This is a genomic window from Anaerobranca gottschalkii DSM 13577 (assembly GCF_900111575.1).
GTDB lineage: Bacteria > Bacillota > Proteinivoracia > Proteinivoracales > Proteinivoracaceae > Anaerobranca > Anaerobranca gottschalkii.
This window is the reverse complement of record NZ_FOIF01000067.1, coordinates 1-8,984: the sequence shown is the minus strand read 5'-3', so window position 1 is coordinate 8,984 and position 8,984 is coordinate 1. Positions and strand designations below refer to the sequence as shown.

11 protein-coding genes are annotated in these 8,984 nt (G+C 34.7%); 1 reads left to right on the top strand and 10 read right to left on the bottom strand.

Going from position 1 to position 8,984, the window contains the following annotated elements:
• Positions 1-318: 318 nt before the first annotated feature.
• The 10 genes from BMX60_RS12515 to BMX60_RS10725 all read right to left on the bottom strand — a co-directional run bounded on the left by BMX60_RS12515 (position 319) and on the right by BMX60_RS10725 (position 8,038).
• Positions 319-492, bottom strand: coding sequence for an LUD domain-containing protein (locus BMX60_RS12515; RefSeq protein WP_423230162.1), 174 nt, complete (start codon positions 490-492; stop codon positions 319-321).
• Positions 493-524: 32 nt separating this feature from the next.
• A complete protein-coding gene (locus tag BMX60_RS12395; RefSeq protein ID WP_278276558.1) occupies positions 525-650 on the bottom strand; it encodes a hypothetical protein in 126 nt (41 codons plus the stop codon).
• Positions 651-896: 246 nt separating this feature from the next.
• Positions 897-1,472, bottom strand: a complete 576-nt coding sequence (locus BMX60_RS12345; RefSeq protein ID WP_242945765.1) for an ISL3 family transposase — start codon at positions 1,470-1,472, stop codon at positions 897-899.
• Positions 1,473-1,768: 296 nt separating this feature from the next.
• Positions 1,769-2,065, bottom strand: a complete 297-nt coding sequence (locus BMX60_RS12340; RefSeq protein ID WP_242945764.1) for a transposase family protein — start codon at positions 2,063-2,065, stop codon at positions 1,769-1,771.
• Positions 2,066-2,295: 230 nt separating this feature from the next.
• Complete coding sequence (locus BMX60_RS10750) at positions 2,296-2,634, bottom strand: PqqD family protein (RefSeq protein ID WP_091351449.1); 339 nt, start codon at positions 2,632-2,634, stop codon at positions 2,296-2,298.
• A 19-nt stretch (positions 2,635-2,653) separates the two neighbouring features.
• The gene (locus BMX60_RS10745) at positions 2,654-3,715 is read right to left on the bottom strand and encodes a radical SAM protein (RefSeq protein WP_091351448.1); all 1,062 of its coding nucleotides are present in this window, start codon (positions 3,713-3,715) and stop codon (positions 2,654-2,656) included.
• Positions 3,716-3,745: 30 nt separating this feature from the next.
• Positions 3,746-4,522: a hypothetical protein gene (locus tag BMX60_RS10740; protein ID WP_091351447.1), complete on the bottom strand. Its 777-nt coding sequence runs from the start codon at positions 4,520-4,522 to the stop codon at positions 3,746-3,748.
• The gene (locus tag BMX60_RS10735; RefSeq protein WP_091351446.1) at positions 4,506-5,492 is read right to left on the bottom strand and encodes an ABC transporter ATP-binding protein; all 987 of its coding nucleotides are present in this window, start codon (positions 5,490-5,492) and stop codon (positions 4,506-4,508) included. Before BMX60_RS10735 ends, BMX60_RS10740 begins: the two co-directional genes overlap by 17 nt.
• A 4-nt stretch (positions 5,493-5,496) precedes the next feature.
• A complete protein-coding gene (locus tag BMX60_RS10730) occupies positions 5,497-6,771 on the bottom strand; it encodes a B12-binding domain-containing radical SAM protein (RefSeq protein WP_091351445.1) in 1,275 nt (424 codons plus the stop codon).
• A gap of 61 nt (positions 6,772-6,832) precedes the next feature.
• A complete protein-coding gene (locus BMX60_RS10725) occupies positions 6,833-8,038 on the bottom strand; it encodes a hypothetical protein (protein ID WP_091351444.1) in 1,206 nt (401 codons plus the stop codon).
• A gap of 584 nt (positions 8,039-8,622) precedes the next feature.
• On the opposite strand from BMX60_RS10725, the gene BMX60_RS12510 reads away from it, so the two are divergent.
• The coding region (locus tag BMX60_RS12510) for a UPF0236 family transposase-like protein (RefSeq protein WP_177159790.1) at positions 8,623-8,984 on the top strand (362 nt) is incomplete at its 3' end.

Genomic DNA, 8,984 nt, shown 5'->3' with positions numbered 1-8,984 from the left:
AGAACTACAACTTTTTGCAAAAAACAAAAGGCCTAAAACCTTTGTAAAACAAGGTTTCTAGGCCTTTTTATTTTGTTTTTACTGATAAAGTCAAGTTTTAACTGTCTACCACAAGGGGAGCATATCATGTTAAGGGAGTTTTATTTACTTTATTTTATCATTACAACAAAAACCTCAAATAACCTATTAAATAATCATATCCCTAAACTTTCATTTATTATTATAACTTCAATTTCACAACCCCCGGTTTTTCTTAGATAAATATTTATTGTATTACAAATTCTATCTAAACTAGAACAATCATAACATCTATCTCCATTAAGCACATGGTGTATTAAGGCCTAGACGTTTTGCATTTTGTGGTGCAGCAATATTTCGAGCACGGGATATTGCCTTCTCAAGAGTTGGTTCAATCTTATTTATTCCAAATACAAAAAAAATCTTTTTATGTCCAAATAGTGAACCTACTATTCTATTACCAGTATGATCAATATTTACCAGTTCACCGCTTTCTGCTGCTCCATTTACAGAAGTAAAAAAACATCTGTCAACATAGCTTCTTTAGCAACTTTCAAAAAATCTTCTCCTGAACTACAACTTGGATCAAATACTGTATTATATTTTAAAAAATGTTCTTTTAACCCGTACATTTTATACAAGATACTCTATTGCCAATTGAGATGTTTGAAAAAATGAATAAAATATTTAGGTTCTTTGTCAATAGTTGGGGTAGCAGGTAGTAATGGTCAAACACCTGCTACCTTATTTGTATTGTTTACTGTATTGTCAAAGGATTAGGGAACATTTTATAAAATACTTTCCCAGCAATAAGCGGTTGATACTATAATTTACAGTTAAACCAGATGATTTAAAATCCAGCCCATTTAAAACCGAAGCTATGTACAGCAATGCAGTATACGATTACGAAATCTAGAAAAATTTCTATAACCATACCCATTACGCTTAATAACCTTAATTTTATTGTTAAATTCTTCAACACATCCATTCGTATAGGGTACATCAAAAGAATTCAATATTTCTTCTTTCCAGTTGCTAATAGTATTAGCAAGATAGGAGAACTGTTCAATTTTATATATTTTTACCAGTTCAAGCCATTCATTAAGTTTTATTTCAGCTTCACTAGAATTAGTAGTCACAAAATCCATAAACTTTTCTTTTAATAAATAGGCTAATCTTAATTTTTCATCTAAGCGGAGTAAATTAGCCAGTTTTATTTTATCTTCATCATTTAATTTACTGCGATTATGAAGTAGAAGTTTCCGGTTCTTTTTTAGAAATCTACTTTTCTCATATGGTAGATCTTTTTGAACAATTTTACGAACTTTATCAATAGCCCAGATGCAATTTCTTACATAGTGAAACCGGTCGATAACTATAATGGCCTGAGAGAAGACTTTCTTTACTACGTCTTTATAAGGTTTCCACATATCAATAACCACATAATTTAACATTTTCCCTACTGGTAAATTTTTTGAAATATTTAACCAAAAAGTCAAAGTTACGCTGATCTAAAATATCTAAAACCACTGATTTAACTGGGTCTACTAATATACAGTGGTATTTGTCTTTATTAGTAGTCCCCTTAAACTCATCAATCGATATTACTTCTGGAAGTTTATTAAGGCTATATGAAATATAATCAAAAATTCTGGCTATCGTACTCAAAGAAATCCCAAAACTTTAGCTATAGAAGTCATGCTATAGTTGATTTTTAATTTTTCAATAATAGCTTCAATAAGGCGATGAGTCATTCTCTGATATTGCCGATAAAATCAACTGTTTCATAAAACCTTTTGCCACACTTTATGCATTTATAACGACGTTTGCGGTATAACAAATATAAGGGTTTGTTTAAATAAGGAATATCTTTTATACGTTGATACCTGTAATCATGAATTTTGGTAATTTCTGTTCCGCATGCCGGGCACTTATGAGAACTTACCGGCTTAGAGATACTAATTTCGTAATAGTTATTGTATTGTTTGATATTATCGATACTTAAATCTATTAAAAAAAGCAAATTTTTGTTATACTGAAATTGCATTGGGAAGAATACCTCCTTTTATGAGTATGTTTGTTTTTTTCATTAACAGGTATTCGACCCAATGCTTTTTATTTTCCTTCTTCTACTCCAACATTTATATAGAACCTATTTTTCTTCTACCCCAATATTTATTATAGAACCTTAAACAAAAAACAGCCGGTTAAAAAATATAAGCTTAATACAGCTGATTTTTTGAAGTTCAAGTTAAACTACACAGAAATATATAAACGCTATAGCGAAGTCAGCACTAACTTATGAAATTTAGCCCTTCTGAGAAACTTGATTATATCCAAAAACAGTACAGCAGGTTCAACGCTATCTTTATATTTTTCATGTAGCAATTCAAATATATCATTTACAGTATTTTGTCCAGTGCATAAATCAAGGATTTCCACACCTATGGAATTAACCATAATTAACTGAGCACTCGACCGGGGAAAAACCATAATACGCTTCGGGTGAGTGACCATAGGAATAACACTAAACTCGTTTTTGATATAAACTTCGTCTCCTATAAATTTCAAATAAGGCTTTATACCAGTAAAAAATTTAATTTCCGCCTCACGCACTTTACACACCTCCACTAATTTATCCGCACATTATGTCGTCCATTACATACGGCACGGAATATTCATCACCTGCTTCTACCTTTTTAATATAATCGATTACCACTGGGTTTTGCCAGCCCAAACTAGCTCTTTGCAGCCAAATGTTTTCAAAACTTTCCTGCCTAAGATTGCCAAATACTACTGGAATTGCACAATCTATTTTTAAGTTCCCTTCTGGTCTAATCAATGCTCCCATGGCCGGTAAGATAGCAAACCTGGAAAAGTAATCTTTAAACTGAACGCCTTCACTTATTTTGAGATAATCAGAGTACTTTTGTTTAATTTCTGCAGATATCATTTTATATTCCTGAAGCTCATCTTTTGTTAATATCAAATTTTCCCTTTCATGATAAGCCCTACCGGCATTCAAGATTGGGGTGTAGACAAAACTGCTGGCTCCCAGCAAAACCGAAAGCTCAGCCATTTTCCACAAATCTTTATAGTTCCCGCGATGACAGGTATGAGCGATTCTGGTTGGTATGGAGGCTTGGATAAACAATTCAGCTGCGCGTACAGCCCGCTCCCATGATCCCTTTTTGTTACGTACCCAGTCATGTTCATGGGGATAAGCGCCGTCAATGCTGACCTGAACCCATTTATTGTTTTTTATTTTGCTATAAAAATTGACGAAATCCTCAGTCACGAGCCACCCATTGGTAATAATTCCTACAGTCATATTGGGATTATGTTCAAAAATTGCAAGCATTTTCCGGACAAGAGTTTCTTTTAATAAGGGCTCTCCTCCAGAAATTGTAACCGTCAGCGCACCATTTTTTGAAACGGTTTCCGCAATTTTTAGCCACTCTGCTTCTGTCAAGTCGTTATTTCCTTTACCCGGAAGAGAATCATTATAGCAATGGCGACATTTCAAGTTACATTTTGAGGTAATTTCAAATTGAACTCCTAAGGGAAAGCTGAAAGGTATTAACAAATTTTTACTATCGACAATAACTTTCTTGCACTTGTCTATTGTAGCGGCATCAAGAGCGTTCAAGTTGAGAGAAGAATAAATTTTATTCACAAGAGTTTGGAACTCCAGCATTTTTATACCTCCTTTATCCTCTTTAAGAGACTAATATATGCCAAGAACGCCTCGCTTCTTGGCTGATTTATTGGCTAAATCAAAAAATACAATACCCAGAACGAAAAAAACTAAAGAGGAGGTCAACAATATTATTAATTCTGTTTGTAACTCCGAAAGCATTAAACCATTTAAATTTATTAAGCGCAAAACATTTGCAGCTTGATAAACAGGCCAATAGGTAAGAGCAGTACGCAACACGGGCGGGAGGATATGACTCTGAATGATCGCGGGAATAATTATCAAGAAGTTTAATAAACCTAGCCAGCTGCCTATTTCCCTAGTCTTAAGTAGTAAAGCTGTTAGAATGAAAGCAAAACCATATAGCCCTGGTATAGACAATAAAAGTACCAATAAACTAGAACTAAAGTTAAGAAGCTTAAAACTATGCACTAGGCTTATGATCAGCACAAATATAACCAGAATAAAAATATTATGGATTGAGTTTACTATGCTTCGAGCCAGAAATATATACTTTACATTAACCACAGACAAATTAAGGTGCTCATAAGTTCCTACTGCTCTTTCTTCCTGCAGAGTTTGAGGTATTGCTCCTACGGCTGAAATGGTAAAAAACCATACTATATACCCCATCATATTGTGAGTAATCAAAGGAGACATATCTGTTTCGCCACCAATAAATCTGGCGGAAAGAGTAATGATCCAAAAAAATGTATACAGAAAAAATAACATTGGTAGCAAGCTTAACGGTTCATTGACAAGCTTTCGCTTAAGCTTCCGAAACTCTGCTTTAAACACAAGCTTCAAGTTGCTCTCCCCTCTCAATCAAACTTAAAAATACTTCTTCAAAGGATTCACCTAAAGTAGAAATTTCTATCGGAACAGCATTGTACTCTTTAAGAGTGCTCATGATGTCAAATATCAATTCCGGCTGACTCAAAGTTAGCTCAACAATATCGGTGTAATCGTCCACCTCAGTTACTTTTACCTTTACACCTTTACTATGCATAGACTCGATATCCTGAAGATAACCCCAGTTGGCTTCTCTTTTTTGCAACGTTAAACGGAATTGAAAGAGGGATATGCTTTTTTTCAATTCATTAATGGGACCCATAGCAATAAGGCTTCCTTCCTTAAGAATTGCCAATCTGTCGGCTACTCTTTCAACAAATCTTAAATTATGGGAGGATAAAATTACGGTTGTATACTTTTTTAATTCTCTAATGGCATCTTCCATTTCAAACATCGTCATAACATCTAGGCCCAATAACGGCTCGTCCAATATCAATATAGAGGGATTCATAGCTAAGCAGCATATTAGTGCAGCTTTTTGTTGCATACCTCTTGACAATCTTCCCACTGGCATATTTAAATTGTTTGCCATATTAAGTTTTTCAGCCCATAATTCCATTGGCTCCTTGACCTGTGCAACTTCTTTCCCTTTTATATTGGCAAAATAGTATACATTTTCCATAACCGACATGTGCCAGTATAGATTGCGCGCGCCCTCCAGAATGGCACCGGTATGACCTAATACTTTATTTACATCTTTTGGAATCTGGAAGCCCAACATGTTTATACAGCCTGCATTCGGGAGCGTTAACCCCAACAGCATTTTAATCGTGCTTGTTTTTCCTGAACCATTGGGACCTAGTAATGCAAATATTTCATTCTTAAAAACATCAAAACTAATTTCTTTTACTGCTTCAACAGTTCTTTTACCTACTGTATAGGTCTTCACAATCCTATCAGCACTCAAGACTATTTCATTAGGCATCATTTCACCCCCTTAAATAACTGTCGTGCGGTTTTAGTTGCCGGGTGAATTGTTTATGCCTGATCAGCGATAAAGCTTTCCTGTGTAACAATCTCAACTGTTCTTTAGAAAGATTCGCAGTGCTAAATGTCTCGCTATCCAAATTAATTTCTAATGGATTATGTTCTTTTATATCTAAACCAAATGCCTCATGGTTGTCATAACAAGGAGTTCCTGGTAATGGTGTAAATATGTGGCATTGAATATTAGTGGCTGGTATTTCTTTAATGAGAGTGAAAGTCATATCTATGTCTTGCGACTCTTCGAAAGGTAATCCAATCATGAAAGATGCTACAATTTCAATTCCAATCTTCTCAGCATAGTCTACTTTATTAATTATTTCCGCTGGGGAATATCTCCTGTTTAAGTATTTTAAAATTTTAGGACTCCCTGATTCGATACCAAGAAAAATTTTCGAACACCCAATTGATTTCAACCGGGATAATATGTCAGCATCCAGGAGTTCAGGCCGAGCAGAAAAATTGTAAGTTTTGTCTGTTAGTCTTTCTTTTTTAATTAGTTCAATAAATTTTTCTACTCGAGTTCTGCTGACCAAGAAATTGTCGTCAACAAAATTGAAGTTATGGATATTCGGATATTGATTTAAAACTTCTTTGATTTCATCTACCAGATTTTCCGGGCTTCTACCCCTCCATCTGTTCCCCCACATTCTAGTAGTTGAACAGTAGAAACAAGAATAACAACATCCTCTACTAGAAAACATGTAGATAGAGGAACTCTTGCGGTAAAAGTGATCGTAATATTTCCTTTGTGGAAATGGAATGGAATCAATATTATCTATGAAACCTCTGTCCTTAGTTCGGACAATCCTCCCCTGACCATCTCGAAAAGCAATTCCGCTAACGCCATATAGTCTTGCTTGATAGCCTGATCTTCCAGCTTCTTTAATTGCCTTAACCAACTCATAAAATGTTTGCTCCCCTTCGTGTAACACAACAACATCTGCAAAACCATTTCTAAGCAGATGTTCGTACAAAAATGTAGCGGTATTACCTCCCATCACGATAATTCCTTTATAGTCATAACCTTTGATTATTTGAACTGTCTTAACTGTGGATTCTATGTTGGCAGCGAATTTTAAACTGAAACCTATTAAGTCTGGTTGGATTTGCATTATTCCCTTGGCTATTTCTTCTTCATCCATTGAGTCAATAATAGCATCGAACAGATGGACTTCTGCAATGTTATCCACTGCCGTCGCAATATAGAGCAAACCCAAAGATTCATGTCCCGCTTTTTGCCTTTGAACGCTTGGAAAGTAAGGATTTACGAGCGCGATTCTAATTATAATCTCCTCCTTTTTGGGTAAAATAATGATGAAAAAACGATGAAAGTAGAGCTTTTACATTTTGGGTTTGCCTTTCCGAAGAAAGATGAGGGCATATTCCCCCGTAGGTGGCAAAATTAAATTTATTCAGGCCGCCATACAACAGTTGTGATTCCTGGTACCTGCAAATCTCTTTGCCTATATAACCGCATATATTTTCATCGAGCAAGTTGGACTTTGCTTGTCTCTGTTTTGCAGCACAGCAAATAATCGATGATTCTTTAAATATTACTAGGCTTCCGGCTCGGCAACGAATTAACATTGGAATGAGGTAAAAATTTGTATCTATAAATGATTGAATGCTTCGCAATACTCCTCCGCCAACTACCCTTACAAACTTGTCCAAATTGTGGCGAAAAATCATGTCAAAGAATCCATCATAAAATCGATAATCAATTTTGCGCATACAATTGAATGCTACTTCGGCTGAAGTTAGCCCACCCGGTATAACATACACATGGTGAACCAAAGCATACAACTGATATTTAAAGAATACATCTACAAAAGGCAAAAAGGATTCAGCAGAGCTACCTGGTTGCAGTGGTATTTCTGGCGTGATAAGTAAGTTAAAATCATTTGTAAGCTTTTGCATAGTTGGCATGCACTTAATAAAATCAGACGGTTCTTGAATAGTTATATGTAAAGTAACTGACGCTCCCTTACTTAACATTTGATAAATGAAAGTATAAATTTCGGGATAATTTTGCCGGGAGGAAAAATAATCGTTATCCAGAAAGCGAAGCGCCAAAGCGCATTTAGTATGCTTCCATTTTTCCAGGTGGCCAGATAAGATGTCAGATAAGATGTAAGGAAGGTTATCATACAGCACAATTCCCAAATTTAGTTTAGGTGTCTTTCTGCTCTCGACATCATGATCAATATAATTTATAATCTCGGGTAATAAGCTATGAGAGGCATCCAGCATGTATGAAAAGCTTGCATTGTCTAAAAAACTTTTTTTCCACCGTTTTTTAAGTTCAGTTTGTTTATTCTCGGAGCCCTTTAAAAACCCCATTTGACGCAGTCTACTGATGTCATCTTTTTCGAGAGCATGCATATTTTGTAGCAAAACAGTATTCCCGCTAAAAAAATCAATGAGCATTATTCCTTGTTCGATAGGTATCTGTACTATGTAGTTATGAAATTCAGGTTGTTTCAATCTACCAGCCTCCTAAGTAGAATTTGTATCCCTCTAAAAAATTTAGAGGGATACAAATTTTAATGGTACCAATACTGCTTATGTCGGCAACTAATCGGCAACTATATTAATACTACCTGCTACGGATATAGTTATTCCTTGCGGCTCAAACGAGAAAACATCAGAACAATTTACGAGCTCCGGGTTTTCATATAAATTCACACCATTTGCCTGGATCATTCTTTAATCACCTCCTTAAAAATAATTGAAAAAACAAAAACCGACACTTCCACCAGAGTTCTGCGCTACTGTACACCCCCCCTTTTTTTCGCTTCTAGGCTAACTTATGATACTCTTACTGCTGATACTCTTACTACGACTATTGCACCGAAGGAAACATTTTCTAATTGAAATTATACCAGTTTATTTTTGTATGTCAAGGTTAATTTTGAATTTTTATTATATTATTAAATTTTCCCGCAATAATTTTACACTATGATTGAAAAAAATTTTATTGAAATAATATCTAGACAAGGAGATTTATCAGAATTCATAATAGTATTAGAGAAAAAGCTAAAAAATATAGGATGTAATATTATCAAACAATTAGTAATATTATCAAACAATTATTAGAAGAATTAAACGAAGCAGTAAAAAAAGATCCACAGAGGAAAAAGAAGTGGTATGTAGAAAGAAAAGCAGATAAAAACACACTGCTTACAGTATTTGGAGAAGTAGAATACAATAGGACCTATTATGTATCAAAGAATGGGAAAGAATACAAATATTTATCCGATGAAATAGTTGGTATAAAGCCACATCAGAGAGTAGAAACATTATTGGAAAGCAGAATGATAGAAGAAGCAATAGATGTATCATACCAAAAGAGTGCTCAGCCCTATGATATAAGCAGGCAAAAGGTAATGGAAAGCATAAAAGGACTTGATGAAATAAAAATTGATATAAA

Excerpts from the sequence above, each read along its gene's own strand:
- BMX60_RS10745 (WP_091351448.1), bottom strand. The coding sequence starts at position 3,715 with ATGCTGGAGTTCCAAACTCTTGTGAATAAAATTTATTCTTCTCTCAAC.
- BMX60_RS10735 (WP_091351446.1), bottom strand. The coding sequence starts at position 5,492 with ATGCCTAATGAAATAGTCTTGAGTGCTGATAGGATTGTGAAGACCTAT.
- BMX60_RS12395 (WP_278276558.1), bottom strand. The coding sequence starts at position 650 with ATGTACGGGTTAAAAGAACATTTTTTAAAATATAATACAGTATTTGAT.
- BMX60_RS12345 (WP_242945765.1), bottom strand. The coding sequence starts at position 1,472 with ATGTTAAATTATGTGGTTATTGATATGTGGAAACCTTATAAAGACGTA.
- BMX60_RS12340 (WP_242945764.1), bottom strand. The coding sequence starts at position 2,065 with ATGCAATTTCAGTATAACAAAAATTTGCTTTTTTTAATAGATTTAAGT.